Here is a 15,871-nt window from a genome sequence, read left to right on the forward strand (position 1 = left end):
CCTCTAATAAATATCCTGCCTTATAAACACTGCAAACGAAACCAATAATGCCGCGATTCCCCATATCGTCAAAACGACCAGTGAAAATCCAAGAGTCATCCCTTCGATCGGAGGTGCCTGGCCGGACAAATAACCTGTGAGGTTTAAGTTGATCATGAACAAGTATTTTGCTGATTCCCATGAAGACACCATGCTGCTGAGGATAGCTCCTGAAATTAGAGCAGCAAGCATGACTCCCATTCCTGCAGGTGTGTTTCGAATCAATACGGACAGCATGAACGTAATTGTTCCAACGATTAACGCCACAAACCAGACAAGACTGAACTCCATCAGAAGGTATTGCCACTGCGGAATCATTTGGACAGCATTTGTATTGAGTTCATTCCCAGTGACGCTGAATCCGGTTATCACAGGGGCCGTCCAGCCTTGGTAACCAAAAATCATGCCGGAAATCAACCAGGAGATAACTCCAAATAAAACAACAATGATCGAAACGGATAAAATCAATGCGATATATTTGCCCATCAGCACCTTCCAGCGCATCACTGGCCTTGTCAGCAATAATTTCACGGTCCCCGCACTCCGTTCTGAAGATACGATGTCTGCCGCTACGACCATGATCATCAATGGCAGGAACAGATTGATGGAATGCTCCGCGAAAGTGCGTACAAATGTTGGCGCGCCAGGCTCCATCGGATTCACATCATTATCAAGATAGTATTGCTGCTGCTGAATTCGAAGCTGCAATTCGCTTTTCCATTCATCAGAAATACCGCTGCTCGTGATCCGGTTTTGCGTATCGATGATTTGCTGCTGCAAAGTCGTCCGCCAATCGACATCGCCAAACCGTTCCAGCCTTCTTTCGATTTCCCTGAATTGCGAATAAGTAAAAAGTGCCACAAGCACAGCGATGATTCCCGCTACAATAACAATCCTTTTTTTGCGGACGATCTTTAACATTTCATTCCGAACGAGATTAATCAATCGTCTCACCCCCGGTCAGTTCAAGGAAAAGATCCTCAAGTGCAGGCAGTTTCCTGTTCATCTCTTTAACTTTGATTCCTTTTTCAACAAGCATGTGATTCCAGGATGCAGTATCTCTTTCACTGTAAGGAGTAATCAGGGTACCATCCGGCCCTTCCACAACGTTTGTAACTTCTTCCAAAACCTCTTTTGCTGCCTTGCTCGGTTCCGCTTTCCAAATCACTCTTTCCTGCAGAGCTAGAAGGTTCTCAACATAGTCAACTTTAATAACTGACCCTCGAGAGATTATAGCAACCCTGTCACACATCAACTGGATTTCACTTAGCAGATGGCTCGATACAAGCACTGTCAGCCCCTCTTCTTCCGCCAGATAACGGATGAAATTCCGCATTTCCCGTATCCCCATCGGATCCAGTCCATTCGTCGGCTCATCCAAAATCAATACCTTCGGCTTTCCGAGCAAAGCCTGTGCGATACCTAGACGCTGCCTCATCCCGAGCGAGTAGGTTTTAACAGGATCATGAATCCGCTCCTGCAGCCGGACAAGATCAACAACATACTGCATATGTTCACGGTCGACCACAGGCAGCATCCTCGCAAAGTGCTCAAGGTTTTCCCAGCCAGTTAAATATGAATACAACTCCGGATTTTCAACAATGCAGCCCATTTGCGACATTGCCTTCGTAAAATGTTTCCTGACATTGTAGCCGCCAATTTCAATTGTCCCGGAGCTAGGTTTGATCAGACCGACCAGCATCCGGATGGTTGTTGTTTTACCAGCACCATTCGGACCTAAAAAACCGAATACTTCTCCTCTTTTCAAATCGAAGTCAATGCCTTTAATGATTTCCTTTTTGCCAATCGTCTTCCTTAATCCTTTTACAGAAAGTGTGACTTCAGCCATCGTTCTCCCCCCTTACCACGTAATCAAAGACGCAACCCGTTCCGCAATCAGCCTGTAGCCTTCTGCATTCGGGTGGAACTTATCTGTGTATAAATAGTCGTTCACACTGAGTTGGAATAAATCGAAGGTCGGCACATACACCGCCTGCTTCTGCATGTCCAGCAGCTTGTTCGTTTCATAATTCCAGTCCCGGACAATATTCGTCGTCTTCTCGGCATCGTTCAAATCGATGAATGGATTATAGAGCCCGATGTGAAAGATAACAGCCGAATCATTGATAGTTCTTAGTTCCTCAAGTGCAGACTGCAGATTTTTCAAATAACTCTCCCTCGCCTGGACGATTTTCTCTTCGTTCATTTGTAAAAAGGTTTCCCCGCTCTGGAACAAATCATTGCCGCCAATCGTGATCAGTATGTAGTCCGCAGTCTTGATCTTCCTTTGTATTTCAGCCTGCTTCAGCTGTTCCAGAAGCTGATTCGATCGATATCCTTTAACTCCATAATTATGTATGGTAATCTTCTCTTTCGATTTATCCTCAAGCTCTTCAACCAGGTATCCAATATACCCCTTGCCGCTGTCATCGCCCGTTCCCCTTGTAAGAGAATCCCCCAGGGCAACAACCACTTTCCCTTCTTTTTTGGCCGATTCTTCCTTACCTGGCTTCACTTCCTCCACCATACCAGCAGTGCCATTGCTAAAAAATTGATTCTGTATCGTCCATCCAAGACCGAACAACATCAATATAAGGGAAAGCACTGAAAACATCAGCGTCAATTTCACCGTATACTTCCTCACACGATCACCCTCGTTCCACTAATTGGTAAGGTTTATTTTATAATACTTTCTTCTTATTTAAAAATAATAATGCTATTGCAATGTGCTGGACGCGAAATTGAAAATAAACAGGGATTTTTTCCAGTTCGCTATAAAAAATTTTTTTTACTTTAAAAACCGAACCAGCCTCTTTCAAACGCAAAAAAAGCGCGCAGCTTTCATGCTGTTCGCGCTTTTTAGATAGCAAATGAATGATTTCCAATTGTCTTGACCACATCACGAGTGAAAATCCACTCACTTGTAGCTGTATCGGGGTTAAAAAAGTAAAGGCAATCTATATTATTCTCGTTTTCCAATGCATCTTCAACTGCATTGACAGCTTCTCGATCCGCAGGTTCTTGGATCGATCCATTTTGAACGGGTTCAAAAGCATTTTTTTGATAAATGACTTCCTTAACCGTGTCCGGGAATTGTTCATGTTCCACACGATTCAGTACGACCTCTGCCACCGCAACCTTTCCTTCATAAGGTTCGCCTTTCGCTTCCGCATGGACCAGGCGGGCAAGAAGCTTAACCTCTTCTTCCTTTATGAAGCGTTTATCTGTAACAGATGATTCCTTCGTGTCGACATCCACCTTTTTTGCTGTCAACTTGTCTGCAGTCTGATTTGAATTCGACGTTTCGGCATAAACTGTATATGAACCAATAACGAGAGTAAGTATGGAAACTAACATGATAATTTTTTTCATTGTAAACCTCCTGTTTTTGTTTTTTAGACTGAACAGGCCCTTTATAAGGCTAACAGGTTTACAAAACGAACTCATTAGTTAATCACTGGGTGGATTCAAAGTTTATGCCAACAAGGGTAAAATCTTGTAATTATGGGTTGATAAAACAAGCACTTAAATTTTTTAACGTATGAATCCTCGCAGACAGCACGAACAAATCACTATAGTTGTATTCAACATACTCTTCAATGATCTTCAAACCTTTCCAAAATCTCCCCGCGAGCAGCAAAGTATATTTTTCATCCCAATCATACATATTGATTCTCATCATTTCGTCTGCGAGAGTTTGGAACTTATACTCCTCCACCCATAGTTTCACTTGATACAATTTATCATGATTCAAAATCAATCGCGTTTTTTCGTGATAGCATTTAAGGACAAAATCCACAAAACCCTTCATATTTTCTGCCAGCAGGATCGCTTTTTGCATCTCAAAGGTCAAATTCCCACGCCTCCCTTAAATTAAAAATATGAAATAGGCGTGGATTTTAATACTTTCAATTATGGCACTAAAAAACCGCTCAGGTAAAAATCCAAGAGCGGTTTTAATCTATATATTTCGCCATTTTCTTAAGCAATTCCGCTGAATCCTCGGCAGCCACAAACTCCCCATTCACCATAGCATATGGAGACATCCGGCATTCCTTGCACCTGCTTTGGCATTCAAATTCCTTATAAGTCACATTTTTACGGCTCAAAAACTCGTTGTATGAAGCGAAATTCTCTTCTTTTAAAAACTGCTCCAGGTTCCGCTGGCAAAATTCAATCTTCGCTTTCTTCTTTTTTGAGAAAAGCTTTTGAAACATGCTCATCATGCAACACCTCTTTCCAGCATAAGAATTATATCATTTTTATTGAGGCTCAATAAACATAAAAATCTTTACTATTAAAAAACTTATGTTTGAGAATTCATTATCCAGTGAATATTTATAGGCAGCCTTTTTCACAGCTTTACTAAGGAGAAATATTTCCCTATGAAAAAATTGTTAATAGAATTTCAAACAACTGTAACCTAATTTATCATTAATTGAAATCTAAATATGAAATAATGGCTACTCCAAGTTTCACTTTATAAAACTTAAATGCTCATTTTATCAGTCCAGGTGGTGCAAATTTTGAAAAATAAAAAGAGAAAAAGAATAAGATGGAGGAGAGTATTAGGCGCATTTCTGCTGATCGGAATCTTTATGGTTGGCCTTTTTAACATCATTCATTACATAGAAAACAGTATAAAGATATTTAACAAGCCACTCAAAAAGGTCGAAGCAAAACACTCGTTTCATGGAGAGAAGAATAAAATGGACTCCATCAATGTTCTTTTATTGGGAAGTGACACGAGAGGTGAAAAACAATCCCGAACAGATACGATCATGGTTGCCCATTATAATCCAAAAAATAAGGAAGTAAAATTAATCTCGCTCATGCGTGATATGTATGTCTCGATCCCTGAACATGGCCAGCAAAAATTAAATGCTGCATATACCTACGGAGGACCTGAACTATTAAGGAAAACAATAAAAAAAAATTTCGGGCTAAATATTCATCACTATGCCATTGTTGATTTTCAGGGATTCGTAAATGCAGCAGATATCCTTGCTCCAAATGGGATTCAGGTTGACATACCATACGAGATGTCCGATGGGATCGGTATGACATTAGAACAAGGTCAGCAGCAGCTGCATGGCAACGAACTTCTTGGATACGTCCGTTTTCGGCAGGACCGCTTAAGTGACTTTGGCAGGGTACAAAGACAGCAAGAAGTTATATCAAAATTAAAAGAAGAAGCTGTAAGTATAGAAAGCGTAGGCAAACTCCCTGAATTGTTGAAAGTTCTAAATAAAAATGTCGATACAGATATCGACACTTCCACCCTTTTAACACTTGGAAAAGATCTAATAACAAATGAAGGCCAAGAAATAGACACCCTAAGAATACCTAAAGATGGCAGTTTTACAAATGAACGATATCCAGGCATCGGAGAAGTTTTAGAAGTCGACTTCGATGAGAATAGAAAAACATTGGAAGAGTTTTTAAACCTTTGAAAGCAAAAACCGCACGGGTATAAGATCACCTGTGCGGTTTAATTTGCAAATTGGAAATCTTACCTCACCCGACTACTAAAAACTTATTGATAAATGAAAATACTACTCTAAATTCACCTGTACCCGCTTTGCTACATAAATTTCTCCCTTTTGCTTATACTGGAGAACGAAACTCGCTGGCACGCAATCGTAGGTAACTGGCAAACCCACTATTGACACAAGCTTGTTTCCATCTACTTTCCAGTTTACAGACTGCGAGAACGGAAAGCGGTGACGATAAAGTGTTTTCCCACATGGGTTCTTCCCTTGCCATGAATGCCCACGCCCCTCAACTTTTATCGTTTTGTCAGTAGCGGCTATTCCGAAGTCCCGCTCGATTGTGTGAACCGGATTGTCAATGTCCATTTCCTCATAGGATAGACCATCAGGTGTCTCCACCTTCTGGATAATATGAGCCTCTTTTTGAACAACCCATGTACCCGTCCCTTTCGTCAGTATGACGACAACTTCCTTTTCTCCATCATTATTGAGATCGATTACATGTAATTCCGGGAGTCTTTCTTCTCTCATCTCAACTTCCCAGCCATAAGTTTCGACCAATTCATCTCCGATTTTTACAGTAAAGTTTGTAAATATCCCTTCTGCTTCATTCGGAGTAGCGTATAGGGATACACCTTCTTTCTCATCCCCCACAACGAGTGTTTGATTCTCCAACGACCCTTCAGCTGAAACAACATTCGAAGCAAAGAAAACAAGCCAACAAAGAATAACTAGACCCCTCTTCATAAATTCCCTACTTTCTTTACGTATTAATTTTATTATGCGGTATAACTTTTCCTCTGATTCAATTTCCAATCTATCAATTGAAAGCAAAAAAACCGCACGAGTGAAATTTCACCTGTGCGGTTCAATATGTATGTTTGGCGGGACCGGCTGGGAATCGAACCCAGCTAACCTGGCATGCAGGTCACAAGCGGTTTTGAAGTTAGAAAGAGAATTTTATTATTAATATCTTTAATCGTTATAGTATTGTTTTGCTCCACTTTTCGGGATATATTAAGAGTTCTATATTGGCATATTTTAACAAAGGCAAACTTCTTTGTACACTAAAGACAGAGCTTCTCTATCTTCAGGAATTTGAAGGTATTGCGCAATATTACTTGAATTAGACGATTAGATCGATTACTACAACAACAAGAGTATGAAGTAAAAAAGTTAAAGGACATGAGTCCAGTAGAATATCAAACTCATGTCCAACAGTGTCGCTAAAATATGTGTCTAACTATTTTGGTTCACTTCATTTATAGTATCCTTTTTATTGTCCTAGATTTTCTATTCTATTTAATAAATTTGTTACTTCATTAACCGTATTAAATATTTGTGAGTTTTCTAACTTATCCAAAGCCAAATGTCCGTTTTGTAACACTTCATTTATCTCAACAAGTAATAGCTCATTTTTTACAATTAATTCTTGATGTATGTCTTTTGCTATGGAAGGGACATCCTTAATTTTAATAAAGTCCTCTATATCCTGCTTAAGAGTTACCAATTTAGTTTCGAGTTCTTTCTGTCTTTCTAAATCATTGGCAGCACTCTCGATCAATTGAGGAGCTTCTTCTGCAAAAGCATTCAATTTATTTATATGGTCAGTAGCTTGATTTACATAATCAATTGATTCATTAACTTCACCTAGAAATGAACAAGCGCTTAAAATCAGTGAGGCTGCAATTATAAGAAGCAAATGTATTTTTTTCATTCCCCGACCTCCTTTCTTAAATTGCCTTTCCATATGTGATACGAAGCAAAATCAAGAAAGGTTTCAGTTCTTTAAATAATTATAATTAAACATCGTTTTTATTCTAAAATAAAAAGCCCCTTTGCAGGAGCCCACCTATCTTTGTTTTACAAATTTCTTATATGCTATGTATGCAACAGCAATTACTGCCACAATTAAAAGTACTTTCATCATAAATGAAAATCCCCCATCCTTTTATGTCTTTTGTGTTATTTCCCCTTTTGAAAAACAATAAACATCAATAAGAGATTGAATAAAAAAATCCACCCTTCTTTAACAGAAATAAGTGGATTAAACACACCAGTATAACGATAATCGGTCACACTAGGTCTATGTAATTTACAGAAAAAATACTTGGGACTTTATCACAAAAAATCACGGTTCAAATCACTGTCAAAAAATGTCTAAACCGTTGATAATACATTATAGTTGGCGGGACCGCCTGGGAATCGAACCCAGCTAACCTGGCACGCAGGTCACAAGCGGTTTTGAAGTTTGCTGGCATCTGTTTTTCTAGTACCTTTATGTACCTAGAAATACTGATAAATCAAGGTTTTTTGCTTTCTAAAGATTCCTTGTGATTTCTAATTTTAAAAATTTGGGCACCAAGCATGGCACCAAACGTACCTTAATGTTAAATAAAAGAAGAACATTTTCCTGTTTACTTACAGTTGCTACTTAGCTTATGGGAGCGGCCCCGGTCTGTCAAAATAGATCACTAATGTTCAAATAAAAAGAATAAGTATATAAAACACTGTAAATAATAAACGATCTTTAATCTTTGTTAATGCACTGGTTTTAAATGAGATTAACAAAAAAATTACTGCAAATTATAGGAAAATCTATATTGGCTTGCCCTTTTTGACGCTTTAAATTCTTCAATGCTATGTGGTCCGTCTATATGCTTGTTTTCCAAATTAACTAAATATATTTCATATGATTCTGAGTGTTCATGTGCAAAATCGTACTCTTGAGATGACATATAAAAGTTTCTAACAGCAGCCTTGACTTCAACATATACAATCTTTCCATCTCTTTGATATTCCATATCATATATAGACGATTGGTTTCTTTCCGCTGGAATATCCGAATTTTCAGATGTCCATCTTAATGTGTCGTATATGCCTTTTAATTTGGTACGAACTAACTTTTCAGCATCTTTACCATTTTTGCTCTTCGTAACCTCACTTCTCTCTATCGAGGATCTTGTTTGTGGTTTAATATGGGAAGATTGATTTGCATTTACTTTAGGTTCTATTGGATGAACAACTGTTTTCGACAAAGTTGGCTCACTACTTTGAGTAGTAGTTACCAATGTAGTTACTGAATTGTCTGTTTTATTTCTTTCGTGATATTTTTCAAATTGTTCTTTGATATAGTCCACATACTTATCATTCAGGAAATAAACTAACGATTTTAACTTAAAATGTTCGTCAACAAAATCATTGAAATTTGAATCATGAATTTTACCACTCAATAGACTAAAGTTATTGTTATAAACTTCATCTATATATATTTCAGGACAAATCTTTGTCAATGAGGGGAATTTATTTGCTATAAATTTTTCTACATCAAAGTAAACAGAATTTGATATTTCATCCTTTTGTGGATTAAAGTTTTTAAACTTATTTAAATCCATAATGAAGTTTTCCTGTTCGTTTTGACTATAACCAGTGTATTCTAAAAATAAGTTGGCTTTATATTTTTCAAAATTACCTCTAATAAAGGATTTTATCATCTTTGTCCAATAAGCTCTTAAATTAATTTCGTATTCAAAACCCTTTTCTTTTAAAATCTCAATATCTAAACTATGTTTTTTTAATAGGATGATGAGCAACTCAGAATTATCGATATTATTGAACTGGTTGTAATCAATATGGTTTAGTTCTTCTGACTCATAATTCAATTTAAGTACATCAGAAAGATTATTCCGTATTGAATTTTTTGATATTTGATTTATTACATCCACAGTTCCAAAGTGCTTTTCAACTAAAAACTTTCGCCCTTCTCTATCTCGATACAATTCCCCTAATTGATTAGGAATTTCATTGCTTGTCGTGTTTGCTATTTGGGCAAATAGTTCTTCTATACATTTTGAGATTTGTCGCGAATCCATCGTTTGAGAAGAGTCTAAATAAATCAACCAGTCATTCTTGCCTTTAATGAGTAAATAATTGGTTGTTAAGGATTTTTCAGTGCCATTATCCTCTAACACAACGCGAGAAACTAAACTCAGTTGAATATTATCGATTCGCATTTTAATATTCGCATTTTTTTCGCTCCAGGCTCTTGCGTAAACAATAAAATCATTAAAATTACTTTGAAATAAAGCATTATCATAATGGACTCTAATACTTTCAGGAACGACGCGATAACGCTCCTTAAACTCATTAACCCCAAAGATGCTATTAAATATTTGAAAACTACCCTTTCTCAAAGGTGTTCTCATAATGTGGTAATTCCCAACATTAACTTGAATACTGCTGCTAAAGTAAGATTCTTTTGCCAAGTGGTATTTTTTACCCACTTGGTTTTGTGTAAACACCATTCCTTGATTGATAAACTTCTGATATTGCTTGGAATCTTCAAATGGATTTTCATCTAACTCAACAATTTCACGGTAAATTTTCTCAGATATTTGCCCACTCTGATCTAATTGTGGCAACTTCAGTAATACGCTATAGAAATCATTGGATTTCAGTTCTATTATTTTTTCTTTTACTCCTATTTTAACCAAGAATTCTTTCAATTCTTTTTGTTTTAACCCCAACCCATCAGCAAGGGCTTTTACATGATGGTTCGTGATTGTTGGTGACACACTTGAAATATCTAAACCTGGATAAGCAAATACACATTGATTCGGAGCAAATCTTTCTCCGTCAATTTCTAACCACTTTGTATGCTCAAAAATGAATTTGATATAGCTTTGCACATAATCCTGATATCGTTGATATCTGTCCGCTTGTATTCTTGCTGTAAAATGAAATGAAACTGTCCCAGCGTGCTTCTGATTTAGCTCATCCTGCAATATAGCGTCGGATTTTATCCAAAATACAATATCTTCTATAGACATTTTTTCCAATATCTCTTTCAGATTGTCTATAGTATTGAATTCAATGCTACTAAGCCTTGGAGCTCTTTCATCCACATCATTTCCTGGTAGCTTTTCAGATAAGTATTTTTTAGTAAATATGCTTTTAAATTTATTGTCATTGATGGTTTTTTTGCCGATTTCAGGAAATTTAAGTACACCCAGTTTTTCAACAAACAATTTAAAATCAACTTTGCTATCCTCGTCGATCCCGATTTCATTAATATTCACAAATGCTTTATATTTGTCGTCTAAAAATAATTTATCACCAATCTTATTGCCGTATTGTCTATCGAAATATAAATTATTTGAACGTTCAACTGTTTCTTTTTGACTTGGTAAATTAAATCTTATATCTTCAGGAGGTTGCCAATTTGGGTTTGAAGAATAATTATCCCACAACCATTTAGTAAATTCCTTAGCCTTCTCATAATCATCAACTGAACTATTCACTGGAGATAAAATAGTTGACGAATCAGCATCTCGAAATTTCAACTGCGGCATTAAACTATTCCAAACGCTTCCGGAGTTTCGTGCGATTACCCTCTCGAGAATACCTTCATCTGCTAAGTCTCTTTTTATACTTTCAATTTCTAGTAATTGTCTTTTTAACTCTTTTTCAAATTCTTTATCCAGTTGAGTTACACTAGTCCACACAGGAATATCGAGCTTTCTTCCACGCACAAAGTACACTGTATCATTTGCTTTTATAAAACCTTCTTGAGTACTCCATAACAAATCTGGTAACAATTTGGAATCCTTATATTCCTTACCCCACCAGATAAATGTTTCAATTTTTTTTGGAATATCCCAACTACTTGCAGCCCGATTAATTATTTTGCACAAGTCTTCATCACTATACTCCAATTCAACATCATTTTTTTCAGCAAGGACTTTTAATAAATCATCATTTTCTGTGGTTGGCATATATTCCAATAAAGTTGCAAATTCTTCACCCATAAAACAATCAGGAAACACTGAAGTTATCAATTTGGGCTTATCAGCTATGGAAACAAAATTTCCATTAACAGTTGGTATAACTCTACAATCCTTGAGTAGTTCCAAGTAATACTTGAATAAATTAAAGCCATTATCGTTCCACAATTTGCTTTTCTTATAAATAGGCGTCAAAGTCTTGATGGCCAATAGTCTATCTTTTTGGAAAATGAGTTCCTTCTCGCTTATTGTTTTAACAAACTTCAATAAATGCTCAAATACCGCCTTGTTAATATCATTCAAGGGAACGTCATCCCTACTTGTATTTAAATCAAAGGTAGCGTGCATCAAACAATTCAATGGTGTAGAAAAGTTTCTGATTGGGAAAAAGCAATACAATTTATCTACAGAATAGTCAGCTTCTTTGTCTAAAGAAATTGCGACCGAAGACCGAATCTTTCTTTTCTCGTTTTTTCCTACATTAATATATGGCTCATCTGGATTTTGATAGAATAAGTATTTTTCAACGGTTTCTCCTACATGTATCTCTATTTTTCCGTTTTCTTTACTTACCTTTTCCACGACCTTATAAAACTCGTCTGTTTGAATAGTTATCTTTGTAATATTCGGAAGGAAAATCAAAGTTTTATAGTCAAAACTATTAATCTGATTCAATATATTCTGCTGGTCATTTTGAAAAGATTCATCGGTTATGATTCTTATTACAGTATCATAACTAGTTTCAATACTTTCCGCTTCAAATGGGCAATGGAGAACAGGGATAGAAAGATTGGGAACGTTGTGCTGCTGTTCTTTGATTATTTCAGATTCTTCAATTAATTTATTAAATTCTTTATCTGCAAATTCTTGAGAAAAACCAACGTGGAATCCTCCAGAGTGAATTTCAATTTGTTTCCCCCAATTTAATAATGATCGGAAACCAGTTCCCTTATTTCCGATAAAATCATCAGTTTTATTACTAGCAGAACCATGACATAATCTTTCGATAGTTTCTTGTGTAAATACTGTCCCGTTATTTGCCACTGTAAGGACATTATCTTTGTATTCGAGTAGAACATCAACTTCAATCAATGTAGTATTGACTGCAGCATCATCTACGTTTTGCAACAACTCAAGCAACTCTCTTCCATGATAATCCGTTTTTCTTTGCTCATCTTCTTTATAATCTGATTCTAATTCATATTGGTACGTTTTGTATTTATCAATATATCGTTTTCTTATTTTCTCAACTAAAGTCATACAAACACACCCCCAGAACAAATCTTTAGCCTATTAATTCATTTTCAATGTTTATCACGGTGTTTGTTTTTGATCCAGAACAATCAAAACACACAAACTTCCACAAGCCAACCGAATTTTAAATCTAACACCAACTGACTATTTAACCGTTAGCAGCTTAATCCGTCAGGGGTTCATAGAATTATTTTGTTGCCCTATACTTGCGGACAGTTGGCCAAAGAAGAAATCGACTTGATGTCTCTTATAACAAAAACGATGCAATTTTAATACGCATCGCTCTTTGTTACACTTTACCTAGGAATTACAACCTAACATTGGGATAATCATCAAAATCAATCTCGTCCTTAAACCTCCTATTAATAAAATCTTTAAGAATGTTATTATCCCGCCAAGCCTGCCTTCGTTCATATATTTGTTTATTTTCATTTATAGCTTCAAGAATTTTTATAAATTGCTCCTTACTAAACAGGTCTCCATAAGCAGAAATATAATCTTGAAAATTAATATCGGAACTATCATAACTCCTGCTAGCGCTAAATAAATCAATCATTAAATTTAAAAACTGATTGACCGTCCCGTGTTCTACAGATATTTTAAATAAAAGCCATCTCCCATTTTCAGAAAGTCGACCAGAAATAAAGGCATTTTCCATACGGGATTTAATTGCTTCTAAATGTTGTAAAATACTTTCAGATAAAAAAATACTTTTAGTAAATGCGTCAAAGCTATGGGTAGCATTAGTATTTATTATTAATTTAACCGACTCTTCCATTGAATTGTAAACCTCCGGGAAGAGTGACATAAATCCTAAAATTAAATCTAAGATTTTTTCATTTTCTAACTTTATATGACTAAAATAACTTTTATCAGAATCAATCAAAGTATTGAACGATACTTTATTTTTCTTGTATAAAACCAAGAGTGCCCGGAAAATGACATCACGGTTTTCATTTGTGTTAGCATCTTCTAATCTAAAAGTGAATTTCCACAAATCCCGGAACAATTTTTCTTCCGTTGGTTTGTTTATTTTACTTAAGTATTTACTGTTCAAGTAATTTTCAAGTTCATTGTCTTTAATTAATTGATCTTTTACAGAAACAAGATCCTCTAAAAATGTTGATATAAACTTCTTTGAAAGTAAGGGAGCTTTACAGAGGATTCCATCTAACATATTTACAATATTAGCTCTAACAGTTTCTTTATTAGGCATGACTAACATATCTAACTGGTCAAGAATGGGATGGGCGGATAAATGTCTATTCTTTTTTAAATAATCAATATTAAGGGCGTCTTGGGTTTCCAATAGATTTGTTCTATCTTTAATTTCTGTAATTAATGTGTTTTCCCACTTAGGATTACTTGGGTTTTCATTTTGTTCTTCCTTAATCTTTTCTAATATTGATACTGCAATAGTATCGTTATATCTATCTGATAATTCTTGAAGTTTATAAATTAAGTCGCAAACTACTACCGAATAAAGCATAACTATTGCAGAACGGTAGTTTCCGTTATTATATGAATTAAAAACTTCACTAAAGTATTCCTTTGTCTTGGCATGATAGATTGATTCCACTTTATATTCTATTGATTCCTGATAGTACATACTTCCTCCTAATATAATTTATTTTATAAAGTAACCGCCCAACCTTGTCATTCCTAGGAATTGTTAAGGATTCTACTTAAACTATGTTTACGCAAGATAGACCATATTCCTATTAATAAACTGCTTAAAACCTCGTCGTATTATTTAACGGCGAGGCTTTCTTTTTTAAAGGTTATAAAACTTCTTCTGGACTTCTATAAACCCAATTATTCCATAAACCAGCATTTTTTTACATTATTTTTTAAATTTTTTGTAATAAATGCATAATAGGAGGGATAAGTATATATTAACCATATTTAAAAGGGGAGAACAAAATGATTAACAAAATATTCATTGATAAGAGAGAGGCCATTGATACTGCAAAAGATCATTCTCTTTTCACCAAAGATATATTGCATGTAGTTAAATTAGAATTCCAAGAAGCTTATAAAATAAAAAAAATACCTTTAGATTCCACAAATACAAATGAAAAAACATCCTGCTTACTGCTAGCTGGTCAATTCGATGAGGTTGTTTGGCCTAAATACTCAAAATTAAATAGTGCAAAAGGTCTTCAAAAAAAGACGGATAACCACCAAGTAGAAAAATCCCATCAGGTTCGTTCCAACAAAAAAAGGGAGTCGTTTAGATAGACTCCCTTCTTAGTTTCATCTATTTATAGATTCGTTTTTCAAAGAATGTAACAAAGTAAGTTTTCCATTCCTGCTAGGTTTTGTTGTCTCGGACAATTGCTTTTTATTACCACTAGTCTTTTTTTGTACCAGGTCTGGATAATTCGGTGAAGTTCTCCCTCTGGTGTCGCGTTTAGAACTTCTAATACATCCTTCCTACCTATCTCTTTTCCATTTTTTATTATACCCTTTTCATAAAGATTCTTAATTACCTTTGGAATGCTGTTATAGTAGGCATTCTCCTTAATAATATGCCCCTCTGGTGTATCCGGATGATAAGATTCCGCGAGCTCCACGAACTGCTTCAGTTTGCTAATTTCTTCCTTTGCCCATAGAACGTAATTCTGCATTCCTGTTTCCATCATACATTAACCATCATTGGTAGTACGTAGCATTTTTGTATATTATGTTACGTTATTTTGTTATGTATTTTGTGCCAAGCTTCAACGATTTCATTGAAGAGTAATTTGATCATATGTCCTTCTTCTGTTTGCAGTTAGAGCGCTTTGTTTATGTCATCCATGTAATGCAGTATCCCTTTGTACTCTTTGAAAGACCCATTTTTCCAGATTTTAATCACAACCGGGCTTGCGTATTCCATCGCTAAAAGGAGGTTTTGCTCAATTCCTTCCCATTGCAGTTCATCAAGTAATGGTTTTTCTATTTTTGAATCATCCAGCCATGCTTGTTTTAACATAGGTCCCTGTTCTTGCATGAAAGCTGCCGCTCGCCAATTTATCAGACCACGTTCTTGTATTCCCATAATTCAAACCTCTCTTTCCTCTCTCTTTTTTATTATAGAACACAAGTTCCTATTTATACATAAAAAAACAGCTTTGCTGAATTACACTTGAAAAGGCAACCCCCATTTTCAAACAGGGATTGTTCAACATCCCCTTCTTTCACTGGTACGAGAATTTGTTCTTCTGGAAAAAAATTTTAAGAGAGAAACCCGAAAGTTGAAGGGTTCAGTTCGACAAGGGGAAAAACACTGTATTTACAAGGGTTTTTCCTTGTGTTTTA

At 35.8% G+C, this 15,871-nt stretch carries 14 protein-coding genes; 2 read left to right on the forward strand and 12 right to left on the reverse strand.

Features of this window, described 5'->3' with window-relative positions:
- Nucleotides 1-3 precede the first annotated feature (3 nt).
- From ACXAEA_RS14245 to ACXAEA_RS14270, 6 genes are all read right to left on the reverse strand, one after another.
- Nucleotides 4-984, reverse strand: coding sequence for an ABC transporter permease (locus ACXAEA_RS14245; protein WP_475096543.1), 981 nt, complete (start codon nt 982-984; stop codon nt 4-6).
- Nucleotides 977-1,888 (reverse strand): ABC transporter ATP-binding protein, encoded by a 912-nt coding sequence (locus ACXAEA_RS14250; RefSeq protein ID WP_475096544.1) that lies wholly within the window; start codon nt 1,886-1,888, stop codon nt 977-979. The genes ACXAEA_RS14245 and ACXAEA_RS14250 overlap by 8 nt, the downstream gene beginning before the upstream one ends.
- A gap of 12 nt (nt 1,889-1,900) precedes the next feature.
- Nucleotides 1,901-2,683 carry an SGNH/GDSL hydrolase family protein gene (locus ACXAEA_RS14255; RefSeq protein ID WP_475096545.1) on the reverse strand — a complete coding sequence of 261 codons (783 nt, stop codon included), beginning with the start codon at nt 2,681-2,683 and terminating at the stop codon, nt 1,901-1,903.
- 215 nt (nt 2,684-2,898) lie between these two features.
- The gene (locus ACXAEA_RS14260) at nt 2,899-3,411 is read right to left on the reverse strand and encodes a cell wall hydrolase (RefSeq protein ID WP_475096546.1); all 513 of its coding nucleotides are present in this window, start codon (nt 3,409-3,411) and stop codon (nt 2,899-2,901) included.
- Between the two features lie 130 nt (nt 3,412-3,541).
- Nucleotides 3,542-3,892: a hypothetical protein gene (locus tag ACXAEA_RS14265; RefSeq protein WP_475096547.1), complete on the reverse strand. Its 351-nt coding sequence runs from the start codon at nt 3,890-3,892 to the stop codon at nt 3,542-3,544.
- A 103-nt stretch (nt 3,893-3,995) separates the two neighbouring features.
- Nucleotides 3,996-4,265, reverse strand: coding sequence for a DUF1450 domain-containing protein (locus ACXAEA_RS14270; protein ID WP_475096548.1), 270 nt, complete (start codon nt 4,263-4,265; stop codon nt 3,996-3,998).
- A 291-nt stretch (nt 4,266-4,556) separates the two neighbouring features.
- Here ACXAEA_RS14270 and ACXAEA_RS14275 point away from each other — a divergent pair, with 291 nt between their 5' ends.
- Nucleotides 4,557-5,492 (forward strand): LCP family protein, encoded by a 936-nt coding sequence (locus tag ACXAEA_RS14275; protein ID WP_475096549.1) that lies wholly within the window; start codon nt 4,557-4,559, stop codon nt 5,490-5,492.
- A gap of 102 nt (nt 5,493-5,594) precedes the next feature.
- Here the strand turns inward: ACXAEA_RS14275 and ACXAEA_RS14280 are convergent, their stop codons facing one another.
- From ACXAEA_RS14280 to ACXAEA_RS14295, 4 genes are all read right to left on the reverse strand, one after another.
- Nucleotides 5,595-6,278 carry a hypothetical protein gene (locus ACXAEA_RS14280; RefSeq protein ID WP_475096550.1) on the reverse strand — a complete coding sequence of 228 codons (684 nt, stop codon included), beginning with the start codon at nt 6,276-6,278 and terminating at the stop codon, nt 5,595-5,597.
- Nucleotides 6,279-6,807: 529 nt separating this feature from the next.
- Complete coding sequence (locus ACXAEA_RS14285) at nt 6,808-7,248, reverse strand: DUF6376 family protein (protein ID WP_475096551.1); 441 nt, start codon at nt 7,246-7,248, stop codon at nt 6,808-6,810.
- An 859-nt stretch (nt 7,249-8,107) separates the two neighbouring features.
- A complete protein-coding gene (locus tag ACXAEA_RS14290) occupies nt 8,108-12,574 on the reverse strand; it encodes a sacsin N-terminal ATP-binding-like domain-containing protein (RefSeq protein WP_475096552.1) in 4,467 nt (1,488 codons plus the stop codon).
- Between the two features lie 301 nt (nt 12,575-12,875).
- Nucleotides 12,876-14,177: a hypothetical protein gene (locus tag ACXAEA_RS14295; protein WP_475096553.1), complete on the reverse strand. Its 1,302-nt coding sequence runs from the start codon at nt 14,175-14,177 to the stop codon at nt 12,876-12,878.
- Between the two features lie 314 nt (nt 14,178-14,491).
- Between ACXAEA_RS14295 and ACXAEA_RS14300 the strand changes: the two genes are divergently transcribed.
- The gene (locus ACXAEA_RS14300) at nt 14,492-14,809 is read left to right on the forward strand and encodes a hypothetical protein (protein ID WP_475096554.1); all 318 of its coding nucleotides are present in this window, start codon (nt 14,492-14,494) and stop codon (nt 14,807-14,809) included.
- A 38-nt stretch (nt 14,810-14,847) separates the two neighbouring features.
- On the opposite strand, the gene ACXAEA_RS14305 is transcribed toward ACXAEA_RS14300, so the two are convergent.
- Together ACXAEA_RS14305 and ACXAEA_RS14310 are read right to left on the reverse strand one after the other, a co-directional pair.
- The gene (locus ACXAEA_RS14305; RefSeq protein WP_475096555.1) at nt 14,848-15,213 is read right to left on the reverse strand and encodes a hypothetical protein; all 366 of its coding nucleotides are present in this window, start codon (nt 15,211-15,213) and stop codon (nt 14,848-14,850) included.
- Between the two features lie 131 nt (nt 15,214-15,344).
- Nucleotides 15,345-15,611 carry a YolD-like family protein gene (locus ACXAEA_RS14310; protein ID WP_475096556.1) on the reverse strand — a complete coding sequence of 89 codons (267 nt, stop codon included), beginning with the start codon at nt 15,609-15,611 and terminating at the stop codon, nt 15,345-15,347.
- Nucleotides 15,612-15,871: the final 260 nt, after the last annotated feature.

The sequence above is a fragment of the Mesobacillus sp. ABV4_180 genome (genome assembly GCF_056158485.1).

Excerpts from the sequence above, each read along its gene's own strand:
- ACXAEA_RS14310 (WP_475096556.1), bottom strand. The coding sequence starts at position 15,611 with ATGGGAATACAAGAACGTGGTCTGATAAATTGGCGAGCGGCAGCTTTC.
- ACXAEA_RS14305 (WP_475096555.1), bottom strand. The coding sequence starts at position 15,213 with ATGATGGAAACAGGAATGCAGAATTACGTTCTATGGGCAAAGGAAGAA.
- ACXAEA_RS14280 (WP_475096550.1), bottom strand. The coding sequence starts at position 6,278 with ATGAAGAGGGGTCTAGTTATTCTTTGTTGGCTTGTTTTCTTTGCTTCG.
- ACXAEA_RS14290 (WP_475096552.1), bottom strand. The coding sequence starts at position 12,574 with ATGACTTTAGTTGAGAAAATAAGAAAACGATATATTGATAAATACAAA.
- ACXAEA_RS14250 (WP_475096544.1), bottom strand. The coding sequence starts at position 1,888 with ATGGCTGAAGTCACACTTTCTGTAAAAGGATTAAGGAAGACGATTGGC.
- ACXAEA_RS14270 (WP_475096548.1), bottom strand. The coding sequence starts at position 4,265 with ATGATGAGCATGTTTCAAAAGCTTTTCTCAAAAAAGAAGAAAGCGAAG.
- ACXAEA_RS14295 (WP_475096553.1), bottom strand. The coding sequence starts at position 14,177 with ATGTACTATCAGGAATCAATAGAATATAAAGTGGAATCAATCTATCAT.
- ACXAEA_RS14285 (WP_475096551.1), bottom strand. The coding sequence starts at position 7,248 with ATGAAAAAAATACATTTGCTTCTTATAATTGCAGCCTCACTGATTTTA.
- ACXAEA_RS14300 (WP_475096554.1), top strand. The coding sequence starts at position 14,492 with ATGATTAACAAAATATTCATTGATAAGAGAGAGGCCATTGATACTGCA.
- ACXAEA_RS14260 (WP_475096546.1), bottom strand. The coding sequence starts at position 3,411 with ATGAAAAAAATTATCATGTTAGTTTCCATACTTACTCTCGTTATTGGT.